Source organism: Bradyrhizobium sp. DOA9, from assembly GCF_000617845.2.
Classification (GTDB): domain Bacteria; phylum Pseudomonadota; class Alphaproteobacteria; order Rhizobiales; family Xanthobacteraceae; genus Bradyrhizobium.
In genome coordinates, this window is record NZ_DF820425.1 from 5,908,416 (window position 1) to 5,926,324 (window position 17,909).

21 protein-coding genes are annotated in these 17,909 nt (G+C 65.9%); 5 read left to right on the forward strand and 16 right to left on the reverse strand.

Annotation, left to right across the window (positions count from 1 at the left end):
* Window positions 1–29: 29 nt before the first annotated feature.
* The 4 genes from BDOA9_RS27855 to BDOA9_RS27870 are packed head-to-tail and all read right to left on the reverse strand — an operon-like array spanning window position 30 to window position 3,599.
* Window positions 30–1,193 (reverse strand): ABC transporter permease, encoded by a 1,164-nt coding sequence (locus tag BDOA9_RS27855; protein ID WP_025037227.1) that lies wholly within the window; start codon window positions 1,191–1,193, stop codon window positions 30–32.
* Window positions 1,190–2,122 carry an ABC transporter ATP-binding protein gene (locus BDOA9_RS27860; RefSeq protein ID WP_025037228.1) on the reverse strand — a complete coding sequence of 311 codons (933 nt, stop codon included), beginning with the start codon at window positions 2,120–2,122 and terminating at the stop codon, window positions 1,190–1,192. The genes BDOA9_RS27855 and BDOA9_RS27860 overlap by 4 nt, the downstream gene beginning before the upstream one ends.
* Window positions 2,119–2,907, reverse strand: coding sequence for an HlyD family secretion protein (locus BDOA9_RS27865; RefSeq protein WP_025037229.1), 789 nt, complete (start codon window positions 2,905–2,907; stop codon window positions 2,119–2,121). The genes BDOA9_RS27860 and BDOA9_RS27865 overlap by 4 nt, the downstream gene beginning before the upstream one ends.
* Window positions 2,904–3,599, reverse strand: coding sequence for a TetR/AcrR family transcriptional regulator (locus BDOA9_RS27870; RefSeq protein WP_025037230.1), 696 nt, complete (start codon window positions 3,597–3,599; stop codon window positions 2,904–2,906). Before BDOA9_RS27870 ends, BDOA9_RS27865 begins: the two co-directional genes overlap by 4 nt.
* 108 nt (window positions 3,600–3,707) lie before the next feature.
* Here BDOA9_RS27870 and BDOA9_RS27875 point away from each other — a divergent pair, with 108 nt between their 5' ends.
* Genes BDOA9_RS27875 through BDOA9_RS27885 form a run of 3 tightly spaced genes read left to right on the forward strand, consistent with a single transcriptional unit; the run spans window position 3,708 to window position 4,927 of the window.
* Window positions 3,708–4,043 (forward strand): ArsR/SmtB family transcription factor, encoded by a 336-nt coding sequence (locus tag BDOA9_RS27875; RefSeq protein WP_025037231.1) that lies wholly within the window; start codon window positions 3,708–3,710, stop codon window positions 4,041–4,043.
* Complete coding sequence (locus tag BDOA9_RS27880) at window positions 4,040–4,501, forward strand: SRPBCC family protein (RefSeq protein ID WP_025037232.1); 462 nt, start codon at window positions 4,040–4,042, stop codon at window positions 4,499–4,501. Before BDOA9_RS27875 ends, BDOA9_RS27880 begins: the two co-directional genes overlap by 4 nt.
* 12 nt (window positions 4,502–4,513) lie before the next feature.
* Window positions 4,514–4,927: a GFA family protein gene (locus BDOA9_RS27885; protein ID WP_025037233.1), complete on the forward strand. Its 414-nt coding sequence runs from the start codon at window positions 4,514–4,516 to the stop codon at window positions 4,925–4,927.
* A 10-nt stretch (window positions 4,928–4,937) separates the two neighbouring features.
* Here BDOA9_RS27885 and adhP read toward each other — a convergent pair whose 3' ends face one another.
* From adhP to BDOA9_RS27945, 12 genes are all read right to left on the reverse strand, one after another.
* Entirely contained in the window at window positions 4,938–5,963 is a 1,026-nt protein-coding gene (gene adhP / locus BDOA9_RS27890) for an alcohol dehydrogenase AdhP (protein WP_025037234.1), read from the reverse strand.
* A gap of 144 nt (window positions 5,964–6,107) precedes the next feature.
* The gene (locus BDOA9_RS27895; RefSeq protein WP_025037235.1) at window positions 6,108–6,518 is read right to left on the reverse strand and encodes a DUF2000 family protein; all 411 of its coding nucleotides are present in this window, start codon (window positions 6,516–6,518) and stop codon (window positions 6,108–6,110) included.
* A gap of 66 nt (window positions 6,519–6,584) precedes the next feature.
* A complete protein-coding gene (locus BDOA9_RS27900) occupies window positions 6,585–6,974 on the reverse strand; it encodes a DUF4189 domain-containing protein (RefSeq protein WP_025037236.1) in 390 nt (129 codons plus the stop codon).
* A 305-nt stretch (window positions 6,975–7,279) separates the two neighbouring features.
* On the reverse strand, window positions 7,280–8,563 hold the full coding sequence (locus BDOA9_RS27905) for an IS701 family transposase (RefSeq protein ID WP_025037237.1): 1,284 nt from the start codon (window positions 8,561–8,563) through the stop codon (window positions 7,280–7,282).
* A gap of 112 nt (window positions 8,564–8,675) precedes the next feature.
* Complete coding sequence (locus BDOA9_RS27910; protein WP_025037238.1) at window positions 8,676–10,280, reverse strand: NTP transferase domain-containing protein; 1,605 nt, start codon at window positions 10,278–10,280, stop codon at window positions 8,676–8,678.
* The gene (locus tag BDOA9_RS27915; RefSeq protein ID WP_025037239.1) at window positions 10,277–10,978 is read right to left on the reverse strand and encodes an XdhC family protein; all 702 of its coding nucleotides are present in this window, start codon (window positions 10,976–10,978) and stop codon (window positions 10,277–10,279) included. Before BDOA9_RS27915 ends, BDOA9_RS27910 begins: the two co-directional genes overlap by 4 nt.
* Window positions 10,979–10,980: 2 nt before the next feature.
* Entirely contained in the window at window positions 10,981–11,304 is a 324-nt protein-coding gene (locus BDOA9_RS27920) for an XdhC family protein (RefSeq protein WP_025037240.1), read from the reverse strand.
* 10 nt (window positions 11,305–11,314) lie between these two features.
* Window positions 11,315–12,517: a vWA domain-containing protein gene (locus BDOA9_RS27925; protein WP_025037241.1), complete on the reverse strand. Its 1,203-nt coding sequence runs from the start codon at window positions 12,515–12,517 to the stop codon at window positions 11,315–11,317.
* Window positions 12,518–12,645: 128 nt separating this feature from the next.
* Window positions 12,646–13,584: an AAA family ATPase gene (locus BDOA9_RS27930; RefSeq protein WP_025037242.1), complete on the reverse strand. Its 939-nt coding sequence runs from the start codon at window positions 13,582–13,584 to the stop codon at window positions 12,646–12,648.
* 61 nt (window positions 13,585–13,645) lie between these two features.
* Window positions 13,646–14,452, reverse strand: coding sequence for an FAD binding domain-containing protein (locus tag BDOA9_RS27935; protein WP_025037243.1), 807 nt, complete (start codon window positions 14,450–14,452; stop codon window positions 13,646–13,648).
* Between the two features lie 27 nt (window positions 14,453–14,479).
* Window positions 14,480–14,965, reverse strand: a complete 486-nt coding sequence (locus tag BDOA9_RS27940; RefSeq protein WP_014494194.1) for a (2Fe-2S)-binding protein — start codon at window positions 14,963–14,965, stop codon at window positions 14,480–14,482.
* A gap of 150 nt (window positions 14,966–15,115) precedes the next feature.
* Window positions 15,116–15,562 carry an SRPBCC family protein gene (locus BDOA9_RS27945; RefSeq protein WP_025037244.1) on the reverse strand — a complete coding sequence of 149 codons (447 nt, stop codon included), beginning with the start codon at window positions 15,560–15,562 and terminating at the stop codon, window positions 15,116–15,118.
* A gap of 172 nt (window positions 15,563–15,734) precedes the next feature.
* Between BDOA9_RS27945 and BDOA9_RS27950 the strand changes: the two genes are divergently transcribed.
* Window positions 15,735–17,090, forward strand: coding sequence for a 3-carboxy-cis,cis-muconate cycloisomerase (locus tag BDOA9_RS27950; RefSeq protein WP_025037245.1), 1,356 nt, complete (start codon window positions 15,735–15,737; stop codon window positions 17,088–17,090).
* A gap of 28 nt (window positions 17,091–17,118) precedes the next feature.
* Entirely contained in the window at window positions 17,119–17,901 is a 783-nt protein-coding gene (gene pcaD / locus BDOA9_RS27955) for a 3-oxoadipate enol-lactonase (RefSeq protein WP_025037246.1), read from the forward strand.
* Window positions 17,902–17,909 lie beyond the last annotated feature (8 nt).

Sequence of the window (17,909 nt, forward strand, 5' to 3'; positions counted from 1 at the left end):
TCCGCCCCTCGATTCCGGGGTATTGTGCCTCAATCCAGCGTGCGGCGGAAGCGCGTCACGGCGATGGTCATGGCAACCAGCATCAGGCCCGCCAGCGCCAGCGTATCGAAGCGCAAATTCTCCATGGTCGCGCCCTTCAGCATGATGGCGCGGACGATCCGCAAATAGTGAGTCAGCGGCAGGCATTCGCCGAGATATTGCGCCCAGGCCGGCATGCCTGCGAACGGGAACATGAAGCCGGAGAGCAGAATGCTCGGCAGGAAGAACATCATCGACATCTGCATGGCCTGGAGCTGGTTCTGCACCAGGGTCGAGATGGTGTAGCCGATCGACAGGTTGGTGGTGATGAACAGGGTCGAGAGCAGCGCCAGCAGGACGAGATTGCCGAGCACGGGCACGCCGAACAGGCCAACGCCGATGCCGATGATCAGGAAGGCCTGGACGAAGCCGACCAGCACGTAAGGGATGATCTTGCCGAACATCACCTCGACCGGCTTGATCGGCATCGACAACAGGCTCTCCATGGTGCCGCGCTCGACCTCGCGCGTGACCGAGAGCGCGGTGAAGATCAGCATGGTCATGGTGAGGATGGTGCCGACGAGGCCCGGCACGATGTTGAGGCTGGAATTCGCGGCCGGATTGTAGCGGGCATGGGCGCGGATCTCGAACGGCATCTCCGGGCGCTCGCCGATATAGAGATCGTGCGCGAGCGCGGTCTGGACCACCATGCCGAGCGAGCCGAGCGCCGCGCTTGCGGCGACGGGATCGGTGGCATCGGCCGCAACCAGCAGCGCCGGCCTGTCGCCGCGCCGCACCGCCCGCTCGAAGCCGCGCGGGATCTCGACGCCGAACAGCACCTTGCCTGACTTCAGGAGGTTGTCGAAATCGTCGACGTCGTGAACCTCGTAGAGGAAGCGGAAATATTTGGTGTTCTCCAGCGCCTTCAGCACCGAGCGGGCGAGATCGGACTCCTCCTGGAGCAGCACCGCGCTCGGCAGATGGTGCGGCGTGGTGTTGATGGCATAGCCGAACAGCATCAGCTGCATCACGGGCAGCATCACGATCATCGCAAACGAAACACGGTCGCGCCTCAGCTGGATGAATTCCTTGACCAGCATGGCGTAGGAACGCCGCAGGAAACCGAAGCGCTCGCGGATGTCGCGCCGTGGTGCGGGATGGTCGACTGCGCTCATTGGAAATTGTCCTTGGAGCGGCCCATCAGCTCGATGAACACGTCCTCCAGCGACGGCGACGACTTCTGCCAGTGCAGCCCGCTCCTCTCGCGCCAGGGCGCGATGCTGGCTTCGAGCGCCGGCACGTCGCGGCCGGAAACATGCAGCGAGGTGCCGAATGGTGCGACCATGTCGATGCCGGGCTTGCCCGTGAGCGCGGCGCCGAGCTCGTTCAGGTCTTCGCCCGTGACGGTGTAGGTCGTCAGCGCGGATTTCGCGATCACCTCCTCCACCGTGCCGTGCGCCAGCAGGTAGCCGTAGGCGATGTAGGCGATCTCGTGGCAGCGCTCGGCCTCGTCCATGTAATGGGTCGAGACCAGCACCGTGAGGCCCTCGGCGGCGAGCGCATGGATCTCGTTCCAGAAATCGCGCCGCGCCTTGGGGTCGACGCCGGCGGTCGGCTCGTCCAGCAGCAACAATTGTGGATTGGGCAGCGTGCAGGCCCCGAGCGCCAGCCGCTGCTTCCAGCCGCCGGAGAGCTCGCCGGCGAGCTGCTCCTCGCGCCCCGAGAGCCCGAGCCGCTTGATCATGTCGCGCGCGGCACCGCGCGCATCAGGCAGGCCATAGAGCCGCGCCACGAATTCGAGGTTCTCGCGCACGGAGAGATCCTGGTACAGGCTGAAGCGCTGGGTCATGTAGCCGACCTGACGCTTGATCTTCTCGGCATCGCGGCGGATGTCGTAGCCGAGGCAGGTGCCCTCGCCGCTATCGGGCGTGAGCAGGCCGCAGAGGATGCGGATGGTGGTGGTCTTGCCCGAGCCGTTGGGCCCGAGGAAGCCGTAGATCGAGCCGCGCTTCACCTGCATCGACAGATCGTGCACGACCTCGCGCCCGCCGAACGACTTCGTCAGGCCCTTGACGTCGATCGCGATGCCGTTGCCGCCGTTCATCGCTTGTCCGCCACCGGTGTCTTCGGATGGAGGTAGACGTCGATCGGCTGTCCGACGCGCAAGGCATCGGGCCGCGAGGGTCGCGCCTGGATCAGATAGACCAGCTTGTTGCGTTCATCGAGGCTGTAGATGACCGGCGGCGTGTATTCGGCCGAGGTGGCGATGAAATAGATCTTCGCGGTGAGATCGGCCGCGCAATTGTCACAGGAGACACGCACCGTGTCGCCGATCGCGAGCTTCGGCAATTCGGTCTCCGGCACGAAGAAGCGCAGCTTCATGTTGCCGGGGGGCATGATCGAGAGCACCGGCCGCTGCGCCGCCACCATCTCGCCCTCGCGGAAATAAATCTGCTGGATGGTGCCGGCGACCGGCGCAAAGCCCTTGCGCCGTGCCATCCGCGTCTCCGAGGTCGCCACCCGCGCCTCGGCGACGCGCAAGGCGGACACGGCGGCATCGAGATTGGCCTGCGTGCCCGAACCGGTCTTGTTCAGCGAAGCCGCACGGTCGTAGGTCTGCTGCGCGTTCGCGAGCGTCGCCTTCTGCTGGTTGAGGTCGGCAAGCTGGAGATCGTCATCGACGGAATAGAGGGGATCGCCGACCTTGACCTCGTCGCCTTCACGGACGTTGAGCTTGGTGACCCGCCCGGCTTCGTCCGGGCTGACGAAGATCATGTCGGCCTCGACCCAGCCCTGGAAGCCGGGATCGCGCTTCTCCTTGCACCCGGCAAGCCCGGTTGCGAGCACAGCGAGCAATGCCAGGACAGAAATTGCTTGCGACGACCTCATGTCGTCCTCCGTTCGCCAAAAATCAAATCGAGATGAACGCGCAGCATCTCCTGCGCATCGAGCGGCGCATGCCGCGCAAACAGGCTCTGCCAGATCACGGCGATCATCGCCGGCGCGACCAGGATCTGCGGATAGCGCGCGAGGTCCTTCTGCCGGATCTCGCCGCGGGCGATGCCGAGCTCGATCAGCGCGCGCATGGCCGCGATCCCGCGCGAGACCACCTCGCGGTAGTAGAAGTCGGCGACGGACGGAAAGCGCGGCCCCTCCGCCACGATCAGGCGCACCAGATCGCCGCGCCTCGTGCCGATCACCTCCTTCAGGAAGTTGCCGGCGAACGTCTCGATGAGGTCGCGCACCGAGCCCGCCGGCGGCGGCAGCGTAGCGAGACGCGCGACCACGGGAACGATGACGATGCGCACCAGCTCCTCGAACATCGATTCCTTGTCCTTGAAGTGCAGGTAGATCGTGCCCTTGGCGACGCCGGCGCGCTTGGCGATGTCGTCGAGCCTGGTGGCGGCAAAGCCGCGCGCGATGAACTCTTCCATCGCTGCCTCCACGATCGCCGCACGCCGCTCCGCCGCGCGCGCGGCGCGGTTCGAGGCAGGCGCTGCATCGGGGCCAGCAGCCGCAGGGTCGCTCGCGCCGGTGGGAGCGGCAGAGGGGGAGGCGGCTTTGGTCGGCTTCTTCGTCATTCGATATATATGACTGACCAGTCAGTCATAGTCAAGAGCTTCCAAGGAGGCGCGCGCCGCAAACGAATTAGTATTGACTAATGTATTAGCGCACACTAATTTGAATCCATGATCGAACCCGCTCCCAACCCCGTCACCACCGTGATGCGCGCCCTCGCCGATCCGACCCGCCGCGCCGTGTTCGAGCGCGTGTTCGAGAGCAAGGAGATCAGCGTCGCCGAGCTGACGCGCGGCAGCGGCGTCACGCAAGGCGCCGTCTCGCAGCACCTGAAGTCGCTGAAGCAGGCAGGCCTCGTCGCCGAGCGCGCCGAGGGCCGCAACGTCTATTACCACGCCGCGCCGCAGGGACTCGAGCCGCTGGTCACCTGGATGGACCATTACGGCGTCTTCTGGCGCGAGCGTTTTGAGAACCTGCGTGACCTCTTGAAGGAGATCGACCCGTGAGTGCTGCCGCGTTGAACGCCGACACAAAAGACATCGTCATCGACGAGGTCTTCCCTCATACCGCCGAGACGATCTGGAAGGCGCTGACCAGCGCGCAGCTGATCGGGCGCTGGCTGATGCAGCCGACCGGGTTTGAGGCCGTCGAAGGCAAGGCCTTCACCTTCCAGACCAAACCGGGCGGCCACTGGGACGGCGTGATCCATTGCCGGGTTCTTGAGGTCGTGGCATTCAGGCGCCTCGTCTACGCCTGGAAGGGCGGCGACGAGCGCAACACCGGCTATGGCGCCCCGCTCGACACCGTCGTGACCTGGTCTCTCACCCCGGTCGAGGCCGGCACGCGGATCCGGCTCGTCCATGCAGGCTTCGTCCTGCCCAGGAACGAGTCGGCCTACACGGTGATGAGCGGCGGCTGGAAGAAGGTCGTCCGCCAGCTCGATGAGATCAGTGGCGAAGGTTGAGGAGATGTTTCGATGACAAAGCCCTATGCCGGCGGCTGCGCCTGCGGCGCGATCCGCTATTCGATCGAAGGGGAGCCCCTCTTCAGCAATCATTGCCAGTGCCGGGACTGCCAGCGGGAAAGCGGCAGCGGCCACGGCTCGTATGCGACCTTCGCACGCGCCGGCGTCACGCTGAGCGGCGAGGCGAAGCTCTGGGACATGGTCGGCAACAGCGGCAACGTGAAGACGCGCGGCTTCTGTCCGCAGTGCGGCGTGCCTGTGTACCTGACCTTCGCCGCGATGCCGGACATCTTCACCATCCGCGCCGCGAGCCTCGACGAGCCCGCCCGCTACAGGCCGCAGGCGGTGACCTACGGAGCGCGCGGGCACAACTGGGATCATCTCGACCCGGACTTGCCGAAGTTCGAAGGCATGCCGCCGGCGTAAGGTACCGGCGCTAGCCAAAATCCAGCACCATGCGGCCGTCGATCTTGCCGGCCTTCATGCGGTCGAAGACGTCGTTGATCGCTGCGAGCGGCACTTTCGTCACCTCGGCCTTGACCTTGCCGTCGGCGGCAAACGCGATGGCTTCGTCGAGGTCGCGGCGGGTGCCGACGATGGAGCCGCGCATGGTGATCCGCTTGAGCACGACGTCGAAGATCGGCGTCGGGAATTCGCCCGGCGGCAGGCCGACCAGGCTGACGGTGCCCTTGCGGCGGACCATCTTGAGCGCCTGGGCGAAGGCCGGCGTCGAGACCGCGGTCACCAGCACGCCATGGGCGCCGCCTCCGGTCGCCGCCAGCACCTTGTCCGCCGCACCGGCCGCAAGCGCGTTCACGGCGAGATCGGCGCCGGTCTCGCGCGCGAGCGCGAGCTTGTCTTCGGCGATGTCGATGCCTGCAACCTTCAGCCCCATCGCCTTGGCGTATTGGATCGCGACATGGCCGAGCCCGCCGATTCCGGAGATCACGACCCACTCGCCGGGCCTTGCCTCGGTTTCCTTCAATCCCTTGTAGGTGGTGACCCCGGCGCAGAGGATCGGCGCGATGGCCGCGAAATCGATCGTCGCCGGCAGCTTGGCGGCGAAGGCGGCCGAGGCGATGACATATTCGGCGAAGCCGCCGTTCACGCTGTAGCCGGTGTTGTGCTGGTGCTCGCACAGCGTCTCCCAGCCGGTCTCGCAATATTCGCACGACATGCAGGCGTCGTGCAGCCAGGCGACGCCGACGGCATCGCCGACTTTCAGATTCTTCACGCCGGGCCCGAGCGCGGCGACGATGCCGGCGGCTTCATGGCCGGGGATGAATGGCGGCACCGGCTTCACCGGCCAGTCGCCGGAGGCGGCATGCAGATCGGTGTGACAGACGCCGCAGGCCTTGACCTTGACCAGAACCTCGCCCGGACCGGGCTGCGGCACCGGCACATCCTCGATCACCAGCGGCTTGCCGAATTGCTTGACGATTGCGGCTTTCATGGTCGGCATCGGTCTGCTCCCTTGCATATGCGGGGCAGACTAGCGATGCGGCGCAGCTCGCCTTTGATGGGCATCAAACAGCACAAAGTTTGCGCAAGCTGGGCACCTCGTCATGACAATGCGATGACGACCGGCGCGAAGCGCAGCGTGGCGTCAGCTATGGAACTTCAGGCCGTCGACGATCTTGTCGATCACCTTCCGCTCGGCGCGCATCGCAATGCCGACGAGATTGAGATCGCTACGCGCAACCGCCCTCACCGCCTCGCGATTGGCGGCATCGTGCGTGGTCTTGAACATGTCCTCGGTGTAGACCGCCGCCTTGACGTTGCGGGTGAGCGCGCGGTCCAGCGCGCGCGACAATGCAGGACCATCGGCGCCGTAGATCAGGATCGGCTGGCCGATCAGCGCATGATATTTCGTGCCCGAGGCGTCCTCATAGGCTTCGCCGATGCATTCCGGAAAGGCCGCGGCAATGCCGCTGGTGAGGAAGGAGGCGACGTTGAGCTTCTGCCAGGCTTGGAGATCGGTACGGATCACGACCGCGATCTTGGTGTCGAACTGCATGGAAGCCTTCCACTGTCATTCCCGAGGCGATGCTACGCAACGCCCGATCGCGACAGCAAGAGAAATTCAGCCCTTGGCGTCGCAGGCCCAGGCGCGGATCACGCATTCCTTGCCGCCATATTTATAGCACTCGCGCGTAGCGGCATTGAGCGAGGCCGAGATCTTCGGTTTGACGGCGTAGCCATAGGCGCCGCACGGATTGGCGAGATCGACCGACATCGCAGCACAGGCGCGCTTCATCGTCACGGTCGTGCAATCACCCATGCACTGCTTCTGGGCGGCGGCACGCGCCTCGTGCTCGTGGCCATAGTCGAAGGCTTGGCCATAGGCGCCGCATTTGCCGACCGCAAACGCGCCGGCCGCATGCGCATCCGTGATGTGGCGAGCGCCGGCGACGCAAACGGACAGCGCAAAGAAAAACATCGCGCAACGGCGCGCGACGACGTTCGAAGCCATGGAAAAACCCCTCACCCCCAAGGCAGGTGGCGGCAACTCTAAGCGGCGGTCGTTTCCAGATGGTGAACGGGGGGTTGAAATCGAACGCGGCGTCGTAGGGTGGGTTAGCTTTTCCGCGGCGACATGGTGGGTTACGCCCTCGGACTGCGCTTCGCGCGTCCGCAGGGCTAATCTTACTGCGTCATGGGCGTCGACGTCCATTCGATGCTGCGGCGGCGCCGCAGCATGGACATCGCGGCAGGGTTTTGATCAGCGCGCGGATCAAGCGGGCGTGCATGGTCGCAATCGAGTTCGGGACGTGGCGCTCAGGCCGCGCGGGCGGAGCCTCTGGGTCGATAATTATCGGGTAAGCGAGGTGCCTGGAACGGCGTGGCGGAACGTGCTCCTGAGGGGGAAATCGTCGCCTGCTCGGCGATCAGGAAGCCGTAGGCCGCGATGCACAGCGTTGCATGGTGATGGAAGCCGCGCCAGCCGCGTCCTTCGTAGTGCCCGAGCCCGACCTCCTGCTTGAGTTCCTGATAGTCGCGCTCGATACGCCAGCGCAGCTTGGCCAAATCGACGAGTTGCTGGAAGCGGACGTTCTCCGGCAGCGTGGAGAGCCAGTATTTGGTCGGCTCGGCTTCACCCTCCGGCCATTCGATCAACAACCACTCGGGCGACGATGTCTTGGGGATCAGCTTGTTGTACCCGACGCGGACGCGCACGCGCGCGAAGCGCGAGGACAGCTTTTCAGCCGAGCCTTCGCGCCACGTCACCGTGCGCCAAGCCTGCTTCGGTAGAGCGAGCGCCACTTTCTTGGCCGAGATCAGATCGGGCTCGTCGCGTCGGCCCGTGTTGTTCATCGGCTTGTCCATCCGCCGTGGGCCGTGGCCTGGAGCCCACATCAAGATGGTCGGCACGATGCCGGCCACGTAAGGCACGCCCAACTCCGTCATGCCAGCACGCAGCTGAGAGTCTCTGCCATAGGCCGCATCCAGCAACGCGGCGCCGCGCGGCAGACCGGCCTCGCAGGCCCATCGTATCTGCTCCAGCGCGATCTCCGACTTGGTCTTGAACTTGATCTCCTTCGGAACGCCCACCTTCTTCCGTCGGACACGGTCCTTGCTCCACTCCTGTGGCAGATACAGCCGGTAGGCGACCGGCAGGCTGGCAGAGTGATTGGCGATCGACAGCGACACTGCGACCTGGCAATTGGCCTGCTTGCCGAGTTGCCCGCAATATTGGTGGTGCACACCGACCGAGTGCTTGCCTTGCTTGGGGAACGACGTGTCGTCGATGATCCACACCTCGATCGGTCCATTCTTCTCGATCGCCGGCAGCACTATCTCGCGGACCTTGGCCAGCACCTCCTCGTCAGACCAGTCCGCGTTGGCGACAAAATGCAAAAGCGACTGGTGCTGTGCTGCCGTTCGCGCCGGAGCCGTCCGCGCCGCCATCGGCTCGACGCTCTTGCGTTCACCCGGCAACATCAGACCGGTGCAATAGTCGCGCAGTGGCCTCATCCGCACCGCCTGACCGATCACGCTTCCGAGCCCCGCTACATACGCCGCAAACCGTGCCTCGCTGCCTTCACCCTGATTGAGATCCATCTGGCCCTCCACGTGCCAAACTGTGAATCTCTTCAAATATTTGATTCTCCGCCCCAGCGGGCGCGACCGAATGACTCAGTAGTACTAACCCACCCTACGCACTACGACGCTGTCACCCCCGCCGCGCCGCTTCCAATGCCTGCGGCGTATCGATGTCGAGGAAGGCGCTCTCGCCATCCACCGGCACTTCGGCGACGGCCTCGGTGTGCTTGGCAATCAGATGCCGCGCGCCGATGTCGCCGTCGAGCGTCATCAGCTCCTTGAAGAAGCGGCGCGACCACAGCACGGGGTTGCCGCGGCGGCCCTCGCTGACGGGCACGACGATGAGATTGCCGCGGTCGGGCGCGAAACTGTCGATGAGCCGGTCGATCAGGCCTGAGTCGATCAGCGGCATGTCGCCGAGACACACGACGGCGCCGTCGCAGGTCTCGGGCACGGCGGCGATACCGGCCTTGACGGAACTTGCGATGCCGCCGGCGAAGTCCGGATTGCGGACGAATGTCACCTTCAGGCCTTGCAGCGCCTGCTCGACCAGCTCGGCCTGATGGCCGGTGACGACGATCACCTCGGATGCCCTGGAGGCCAGCGCCTGCTCGGTCGCGAGGCGCACCAGCTTCTTGCCGTCGAGCTCGGCGAGCAGCTTGTTCGGCCCGCCCATCCGGGTCGAGCGGCCCGCCGCGAGCACGATGGCGGCGACCTGGCTGTTGCCTTCGGTCTCCGGCTTGGCGCGCGGCTGCGGTCGCGTCACGATCTCCATCAAGAGGCCGCCGACGCCCATGCCCATCAGCTCGGACCGCGTCACCTCGATGCCGGCGAGAAGCCGCATCAAGACCCAGTCAAACCCGTTCTCGACCGGCGAGCGCGCGCAGCCCGGCGCGCCCAGCACCGGCACGTCGCCGGCGCGGGCGATCAGCAGGAGATTGCCGGGATCGACCGGCATGCCGAAATGCTCGATCTCGCCGCCGATTCCGGTCACCGCTGCCGGAATGACGTCGCGGCGGTCGGCAATCGCCGAAGCGCCGAACACGATCACGAGCTCGGCGCCGAGGCCAAGCAATTCCTTGATCGCGGCCGACAGCGCCTGCTCCTCATGCGGGACCCGCCGCTCGGCGATGATGCCGGCGCCGGCCGGCGCCAGCCGTTCGGCGGTGACGCGCAAGGTCTTGTCGATCACCTTCGAAGACAGGCCCGGCAGCAGCGTCGAGACAACGCCGACCTGCTTGATCACGTAAGGGGCGACCTTCAACACGTCCTTGCCCGCCGCCTTCACCGCGGCATCGCGCAAGCTCGCCTCGACGCCGAACGGGATGATCTTGACGGTGCCGACCATCTCGCCCTCGACCACCGGCTTGTAGGCGGTGAGCGTCGCAAAGGTGATGGCTTCGTCGATGTTGTTGATGCGGTCGACCGCGGCGCGGTCGATCACCAGCACGCCGGCGCGCGCGGCGAACAGATTGGCGCGGCCGGTGAAAGCGCGCTCGACATGGATGCCCTCGCCGCCGACGGCAAGCGCGATGCTGGCGGCCGCAACGTCCTCGGAGACGTCGCCCGCCTCCATGCGCACCACGACGATGTCCTTGATGCCGGCGCGCTCGAGCTGCTCGACCTCGGCAGGTCCGATCGTCGTGCCCTTCTTCAGCACCAGCGAGCCCTGGCGCAGGGTGTGCACGGTCACCCCGCCGATCGCATCCCTCGGGCTCGCCGGGCCGAACTTCATGCCGCTTCTTCTCTTTCTTTGGGCGGCAGCCGAAGCACGGCCGTGATCTCGGCCATGATTGCCACGGCGATCTCGGACGGCGAGACCGCGCCGATCGCCAGCCCAATGGGCGCGTGGATGCGCGCGATGTCGCTTTCCTTGGCGCCCTGCGCCCGCAGCCGGTCGCCACGCTTGGCATGCGTCTTTCGCGAGCCGAGCGCGCCGATGTAGAAGCAGTTGCGCTCGAAGGCATGCAGCAGCGCGGGGTCGTCGATCTTGGGATCGTGCGTCACCGCGACGAACGCCGTATAGGCATCGACGTTGAGCGGCGGCAGCGCGGTGTCGGGCCATTCGGCGATCAGCGGAATGTCGGGAAAGCGCTCCGGGCTGGCAAAGGCCGTGCGGGGATCGACCACGGTGACGTCGTAGCCGAGCGAGCGCGCCAGCGGCGCCAAGGCCTGGCTGATATGGACCGCGCCGATGATGACGAGCTTTGCCGTCGGCGCGTAGACGTTGAGGAACAGCTTTTTGCCGCCGGCCTCGACACTGGCGCTCTTGCCCATGCGAAGCTGCTTGTCCAGCTCGGCGCGCAGCGGATCCCTGGCGAAATCCTTCGCCTTCACCAGGCGCTGCTCGCCGCTCTCGGTGTCCGTCACCAGAATGACCGGCCGGCGCGCGGCGCGTTCGGCATTGAGTTCGTGCAGGATATCGAGCTTCACGGCTAGCCGACCTTCTCGACGAAAACGCGGATGGTGCCGCCGCAGGACAGCCCGACGTTCCAAGCGGTCTCGTCGGCGACGCCGAACTCCAGCATCTTCGGCTTGCCGCTCTGGATCACGTCCATGGCCTCGGTGACCACGGCGCCCTCGACGCAGCCGCCGGAGACGGACCCCAGGAAGGTGCCTTCGTCGTTGATGACGAGGCTGGAGCCCGCCGGGCGCGGGGCCGAGCCCCAGGTCTCAACGACCGTTGCCAGCGCAACGCCGCGACCGGCCTTCTGCCAGTCCTCCGCCGCCTTCAGGATATCCTCGTCGCGATCGAGCATGGCCTACCTCTCAAGCTGCGGAGCGGATCAGGCTGCGGTGATGCGGCGGCAGCGGCTGGGAGAGCGTCGTGATCAGCTCCTGGATCGAACTCAAATTATGCACGGGCCGGAATTCGTCAACGTGGGGAAGCATCATTTTGATGCCCTGCGCCTTGGCCTCGAAACCGCCAAACCGCAGCAGCGGGTTGAGCCAGATCAGCCGCCGGCAGGACCGGTGCAGCCGGTCCATCTCGAAGGCGAGCTTGGAGTCGGCCTCCCGTTCCAGTCCGTCCGAGATCAGGAGCACGATGGCGCCCTGGCTCAGCACCCGCCGCGCCCACAATTTGTTGAAGTTGTGCAGCGAGGCCGAGATGCGGGTGCCGCCGGCCCAGTCCTCGACCGAGGCCGAGCAGCTCGCCAGCGCCTCGTCCGGGTCGCGCTGGCGCAGCGCGCGGCTGACATTGGTGAGGCGCGTGCCGAACAGGAACACCGAGACGCGCTTTCGCGCATCCGTGATGGCATGCAGAAAATGCAGGAACAGGCGGGTGTATTCGCTCATCGAGCCGGAGATGTCGAGCAGCGCCACGATCGGCGCCGGCTTTTCGATCCGCCCGAGGCGATGGATGTCGATGATGTCGCCGCCGGTGCGCAGCGATGCGCGCAGCGTGCGGCGGAGGTCGAGGCGCAGGCCGCGGGCGTCGGGGCGGCGCCGGCGCGTCAAGAGCTCGGCCTGCGGCAGATGCATCCGCTCGATGGCGCGGAGCGCCTCGGCGATCTCCGCCGCGCTCATCTGCGCAAAATCCTTCTTCTGCAGGATCTCCTTGTCGGAGACCGACAGGCGCAGGTCCTGCTCCTGGTGCTGCTGCGTCTCGGTCATGCGCGGCTGCGACATCGCCTCCTGAACGCGGCGGGCGCCGGCCTGCGGCTTCTTCTTGGCCTCATCCGGCAGCGGTACCGAATCCAGCATGTGCTTCCATTCTTCCGAGGCGCGGAAGAACAGGTTGAAGGCTTGCTTGAAGATCAGCGCATGCTCGTGGCGCTTGACAAAGATCGCCTCCAGCGTGGTGAAGACGTCGGATCGGTTGCCGATGTCGATCACCTGCAGGGCGCTCATGGCATCGATGACGGCGCCCGGCCCGACCGGCATGCCGGCGGAGCGCAATGCGCGGGCGAAGCCGACGATGTTGTCGGCGAATTGCTCGGTTTGCTCCGGGGCAAGGTGGTTGATGGCCATGGGTCTATCCTCGCTCCGTCATTCCGGGGCGCGCCTCTTGGCGCGAGCCCGGAATCCATTCATCCACCAACGCTGCGGCCCGATGGATTCCGGGCTCGCGCTACGCGCGCCCCGGAATGACGGGTGGATCAATTCTCGCTCGTCGCGTCCTTCAGCACCTTCTGCAGGGTGTCGCCCTGCATGCGGGTGATGTCGTCCTGGTACTTGAGCAGCGCGCCCAGCGTATCGCCGACCACTTGCGGGGTCAGCGAGCGGGCATCGAGCTCGGACAGCGCGGTGGCCCAGTCGATGGTCTCGGCGACGCCCGGCGACTTGTAGAAGTCCTGGTTGCGCAGCGCCTGCACGAAACGCACGACCTGCTGCGATAGCTTGGCGGAGATGCCGGGCACGCGCGTCTTGACGATCGCAAGCTCGCGCTCGGCGGCGGGATAATCGACCCAATGATAAAGGCAGCGCCGCTTCAGCGCGTCGTGGATCTCGCGGGTGCGGTTGGAGGTGATGATGACGATCGGCGGGTGCGGCGCCCTCACGGTGCCGAATTCGGGAATGGTCACCTGGAAGTCACTGAGGATCTCGAGCAGGTACGCCTCGAACGCCTCGTCGGCGCGGTCGAGCTCGTCGATCAGCAGCACCGGCGGTCCCGCGACATCAGGCTCCAGCGCCTGGAGCAGCGGCCGCTTGATCATGTAGCGGTCGGCGAAGATGTCGCTCGACAATTGGTCGCGGTCAGTGTCGCCGGCGGCTTCCGCCATCCGGATCGCGATCATCTGCGCCGCGCTGTTCCACTCGTAGACCGCGGAGGAGACGTCGAGGCCTTCATAGCATTGCAGGCGGATCAGCTTCCGCCCCAGCGCTGCCGAGAGCACTTTGGCAATCTCGGTCTTGCCGACGCCAGCCTCCCCTTCCAGGAACAGCGGCCGGCCCATGCGCAGCGACAGAAAGGTCACAGTCGCCAGCGAGCGCTCGGCCAGATAGCCGCGCGAGGTCAGGAGTTCGAGCATCGCGTCGACCGATGCCGGCAATACAACTGAAGTATTGGCACCGGAAGGATTGGCCGCTGAAGTCATGAAAAGCCAGTCTCGCTACGCCCTCGCCGGGGACAGGTGTGGACCGAGGAATGAGCTCAGCTCATTCCTTGGCATTGGCGGCGTCGACGGCGCGCCGCGCCAGCACGCCGATGAGATGCGCGCGGTATTCGGCGCTGCCGTGGATGTCGCTGTTGAGGCCTTCCGCCGGTACCGCGATGCCCTCCAGCGCCTTCGCGGCGAAGCGCTTCTTCAGCGCTTCCTCGAACGCGGTGACGCGGAACACGCCTTCGGAGCCGGCACCGGTGACGGCAACGCGCACATCCGACGGACGCCGCGCCACGAACACGCCGACCAGCGCATAGCGCGAGGCCTGGTTACGGAACTTGATGTAGGCGGCCTTCTTCGGCAGCGGGAACATCACCTTGGTGATGATCTCATCCGCTTCGAGCGCGGTCGTGAACAGGCCCTGAAAGAACTCTTCCGCCTTGAGCCGGCGCTTGTTGGTGACGATGGTGGCGCCGAGCGCGAGCACCGCGGCGGGATAGTCGGCGGTGGGATCGTTGTTGGCGAGCGAGCCGCCGATCGTGCCCTTGTGGCGCACGGCGGGATCGCCGATTCCGCCGGCCAGATTCGCCAGCGCCGGGATCGCCTCGCCGACGATGGCGGAGTTCGCCACCTCGGCGTGCTTGGCGGTGGCGCCGATCACCAGCGAGCGGCCCTTCATCTCGATCGCGTTGAGCCCCTCGATATGGGAGAGGTCGACCAGATGCGGCGGGCTCGCCAGGCGCTGCTTCATGACCGGAATCAGCGTGTGGCCGCCGGCGATCACCTTGGCGTCCTCGTTCTTCACCAGGAGGTTGGCCGCCTGGCGAACGGTCCCAGGGCGATGATATTTGAATTCGTACATCTGTATGTCCTGATCGCGGGATGCGCGTTACGCGAGATCGGATTTCGCCATCGCCTTGGCGCCGGCGGAGATCGAGGCGACGATGTTCTGGTAGCCCGTGCAGCGGCAGAGATTGCCTTCGAGCTCCTCGCGAATAGTGTGGTCGTCGAGCTCGTGGCCCTTGCGGTGCACGATGTCGATCGCGGTCATGATCATGCCGGGCGTGCAGAAGCCGCACTGCAGGCCGTGGTGCTCGCGGAAGGCCTCCTGCATCGGATGCAGCGGCGCGCCGTCGGCAGCCAGCCCCTCGATCGTCTTCACCTCGTGGCCGTCGGCCATCACCGCAAGCGTGGTGCAGGACTTCACGGCCTTGCCGTCGAGATGCACGACGCAGGCGCCGCACTGCGAGGTGTCGCAGCCGACATGGGTGCCCGTCAGCCGCAGATTCTCGCGCAGGAATTGCACCAGAAGCGTGCGGGGATCGACGTTGGCCGTCACTGGATTGCCGTTCACGATGAGGGAGATTTTTGCCATAAGCACTCTCTGTCAGCGCCCCGACGGGTCCCGTCGAAGCGGTTCTTATAGTTATTCCAACCCATCATATGGGCCATTATGCCCCGGGGCAACATCGCCCGGGGCGCAAGGAGCCATGCCGAAGGCGCTATGCTGAAGGTACTTGGACCTTCAGCTCTGTACGGCTTTGGCGAAGTTCGAGAAAAACTCATCGGCCAGCTTCTTGGCGGCGCCGTTGATGAGGCGCTGGCCGAGCTGCGCCAACTTGCCGCCGATCTGCGCCTCGACGTCGTAGGAGAGCAGCGTGCCGCCGTCCTTCTCCGCGAGCCTGACCGCCGCGCCGCCCTTGGCGAATCCGGCCACCCCGCCCTCGCCCTCACCGGAAATCTTGTAGCCGTTCGGCGGGTCGAGATCGGACAGCGTGACCTTGCCCTTGAAGCGCGCCGACACCGGGCCGACTTTCATTTTCGCCGTCGCGCGGAAGCCGCCGTCGTCGGTCTTCTCCAGCTCCTCGCAGCCGGGGATGCAGGCCTTCAGCACCTCGGGATCGTTGAGCTTGGCCCATACGGCCTCGCGCGGCGCCGCAAGCTGGACTTCGCCGTTCATCGTCATGGCCATAAGGGTGCCTCCCGGATCGCGCAACTATAGTGCTGATCAAGTAACGCAGCGACGCGGCAAAGAAAAGGCCGACGCTCGGTCACGTGCAATGCATATTCGCAACTGCAAAATGACGTGTGTGGACGGTGGGGGATTGGCAGGGCCGGGCCATGATGATTAGGTCGCGCGCAACATGAGCACATCCATCTCCCCCCTGCTCGCACCGATGCTGTCGAGCGCCGCCATGCGCGCGGTCTGCGAGGACCGGTCGACCTTGCAGAACATGCTCGATTTCGAGGCAGCCTTGGCACGCGCGGAGGCGGCGACCGCCGTGATTCCCGCATCTGCCTTCGGACCGATCGAGGCTGCGTGCAAGGCCGATGGCTTCGACCTGGCCGCACTGGCGGAGGCCGCGACGCGATCGGGCAATCTCGCGATTCCCCTGGTCAAGATGCTGACGGCCCGTGTCGGCAAGATTGACGCGGAGGCCGCACGCTACGTGCATTGGGGCGCGACCAGCCAGGACGTCATCGACACCGCGACCATGCTGATGCTGCGCGCCGGCATCGCCGCACTGGACGCCGACCTCAGCCGCGCCATCAAGGGCTTTGCCGCGCTGGCGCGCAGCCACCGCAACACCGCGATGGTGGCGCGGACCTGGCTTCAGCACGCGCTGCCGATGCCGTTCGGGCTGAAAGCAGCCGAATACGCATCAAACCTTGCCCGCGCCCGCTGCCGGCTGCGGCGGCTCTCCCGCGAGGGCCTCGCGCTGCAATTCGGCGGCGCCGCCGGCACGCTCGCTGCGCTCGGCGACAAGGGGCTCGCGGTATCGGAACGGCTGGCGCAGGAGCTCGATCTGCCGCTGCCGGAAGCGCCCTGGCACACCCATCGCGACCGCATTGCCGAGGCCGCATCCTGCTTCGCCATTCTCGCCGGCAGCTGCGGCAAGATCGCGCGCGACATCTCGCTGCTGATGCAGACCGACGTCGCCGAAGCGTTCGAGCCGGCCGGCCAAGGCCGCGGCGGCTCCTCGACCATGCCGCACAAGCGCAACCCGGTCGCCGCCGCGAGCGCGCTCGGCGCTGCGACCATGGCCCCGCAGCTCGCCGCGACGATCTTCGCCGCCCAAGTGCAGGACCACGAGCGCAGCGCCGGCCCCTGGCACGCAGAATGGCCGACGCTGCCGCAATTGATGCTGGTCGCCTCCGGCGCGCTGGCTGCCGTCGTCGACATCGCCGAGGGTCTCGAGGTCGATGCGGCGCGCATGCGCCGCAATCTCGATGCGACGCACGGGCTGATCATGGCCGAGGCCGTCACCTTCGCGCTCGCCGAAGCCATCGGCAAGAGCGATGCACACCATCTCGTCGAAGCCGCGAGCAAGCGCGCCCTCGCCGAGAAGAAGCATCTGCGCGAGGTGCTGTCGGGCGATTCGCACGTCACCGCGCACCTTTCGCCGGAAAAAATTGCGGCATTGTTCGAGCCGATGGCCTATCAAGGGGCGTCACAGGCGCTGATCGACCGGTTGCTCGACAGCCTCGACCGCGAATAAGAATCGCAAGATACGACGGAGACGCCGCATGCCCATGATCGATGCCGACGGATGCCTGCTCAACGTCTCCGTCGAGGGTCGCGACGGCGGGCCGACCTTGATGCTGTCGAACTCGCTCGGCTGCACGCTGCAGATGTGGGAGCCGCAGATGAAGGCGCTGACGCAGGTGTTCCGCGTCATCCGCTACGACCGGCGCGGCCACGGCAAGTCCCAGGTGCCGCCCGGCCCCTACTCGATGGAGCGCTTCGGCCGCGACGTGCTCGCGATCCTCGACGATCTCAACATCGAGAAGGTGCATTGGTGCGGCCTGTCGATGGGCGGCATGGTCGGGCAATGGCTCGGCGCCAATGCGCCCGAAAGGTTCGGCAAGCTCATCCTTGCCAACACGTCCTGCTACTATCCCGATCCAACAAACTGGCACAACCGCATCAAGGCGGTAAAGGAGGGCGGCATCGCCGCCGTCGCCGATGCCGTCATCGCGGGCTGGCTCACCCAGGATTTTCGCGAGCGTGAGCCTGCGATCACCGCAAAAATGAAGTCGATGCTGCTCGCCTCGCCCGTCGAGGGCTACCTCGCCTGCTGCGAGGCGCTGTCGACGCTCGACCAGCGCGCGCTGCTGCCGAAGATCAAGAGCCCGACGCTGGTGATCGCCGGCCGCCACGACGTGGCGACGCCGATCTCGGCGGCCGAATTGATCCGCTCCAGCATTCCCGGCGCCAGCATGACCATCATCGACGCCGCGCACATTTCCAACGTCGAGCAGCCGCATGCGTTCACGGATGCGGTGGTGGGATTCCTGACGCAGCGCTGATCTCACAA